The organism is Pseudomonas sp. AU12215 (genome assembly GCF_001675465.2).
Taxonomy (GTDB): Bacteria; Pseudomonadota; Gammaproteobacteria; order Pseudomonadales; family Pseudomonadaceae; genus Pseudomonas; species Pseudomonas nitroreducens.
The window spans coordinates 1-1,112 of sequence record NZ_MACM02000055.1; the positions used below are offsets into that span (position 1 = coordinate 1).

Consider the following 1,112-nt stretch of genomic DNA (forward strand, 5'->3'; position numbering starts at 1 on the left):
ACCTGCATCACCGCCAGCGTCTTGCCCTGGGTGGGGCGCACGGCGCCGAGGGCCAGGGGGATCCAGTCGATCTGTGCCTTGAACACCGCCGAGAGTGCGCCGTGGCGTTCCGGCGAGCACCAGACCTGGCCCTCCGACCACCGCACCAGGTCACGCAGTTCCTGCACCTTCGGATGCTCCACCGGCACATCGTCCGGCAGCGGCAGGCCTGAGGGATTGAAGATGCGCGTCTCGGCACCGAAGTGCTGCAGCAGCCGTGCGGCTTCCTCCACCAGCAGGCGGCTGAAGGAGCGCTCGCGCGTCGATCCGTAAAGCAGCAGGATGCGCGGTTTGTGCTCGCTGGCATCGGCGGCGGCTGGTAGCGGATCGATCAGCGACAGGTCGAGGTTGGGCAGTTGTTCGGACATGTGTCCTCCTGATCAAAGGGCGCCGATACGATCCAGCTCGCGCTTGAGTTCGTCGCGGCCGAGGGTGGCGAAGGGCAGGGCGAAGAAGGCGCGGCAGCGCAGTTCGATGCGCGCCAGCGTGGCGCGGAAGGCGGCGTCGATCGCGGCCTCGTCACCCTCGGCATCCGATGGATCTTCCAGCCCCCAGTGGGATTTCACTGCCGGGCCGAAGTAGACCGGGCACGCCTCGCCGGCGGCCTTGTCGCAGACGGTGACGACGATATCCGGCGGGTTGCCTTCGAAGGCGTCGTTGCCCTTGCTGCTCAGGCCTTCGGTAGAGATGCCGGCCTGCTCCAGGGTGGCGAGGCTGCGGGGCAATACCTGGCCCTTGGGAAAACTGCCGGAGCTGACCGCCTCGAAGCCTTCGGGCGCCAGGTGATTGAACAGCGCCTCGGAGAGGATGCTGCGGCAGCTGTTGGCCGTGCACATGAACAGGACTCGCATGGAAGGCTCCTCCGCTTCTGGGCGGGACGTCAGAGGCTCAGGCGCAACGCCAGGGCCGAAAGGGTGATCAGCAGAACCGGCAAGGTCAGGAGGATGCCGACCTTGAAGTAGTAACCCCAGGTAATCCGCACGCCCTTGCGTTCCAGCACATGCAGCCAGAGCAGCGTGGCGAGGCTGCCGATGGGGGTGATCTTCGGGCCGAGATCGCAGCCGATGACGTTG

The 1,112-nt window shown here is 66.5% G+C and carries 3 protein-coding genes; all 3 read right to left on the reverse strand.

Annotated features, from left to right (window positions below; translation table 11 throughout):
• A partial coding sequence (locus tag A9513_RS13115; protein WP_176707237.1) for an NAD(P)H-dependent oxidoreductase occupies window positions 1-407 on the reverse strand: 407 nt, incomplete at its 3' end.
• A gap of 12 nt (window positions 408-419) precedes the next feature.
• Window positions 420-890, reverse strand: a complete 471-nt coding sequence (locus tag A9513_RS13120; protein WP_024762776.1) for an arsenate reductase ArsC — start codon at window positions 888-890, stop codon at window positions 420-422.
• A 29-nt stretch (window positions 891-919) separates the two neighbouring features.
• The coding region (locus A9513_RS13125) for an ArsB/NhaD family transporter (protein WP_304362938.1) at window positions 920-1,112 on the reverse strand (193 nt) is incomplete at its 5' end.

Bases quoted from the DNA above. Each gene is read 5' to 3' on its own strand.
- A9513_RS13120 (WP_024762776.1), bottom strand. From the start codon at position 890: ATGCGAGTCCTGTTCATGTGCACGGCCAACAGCTGCCGCAGCATCCTC.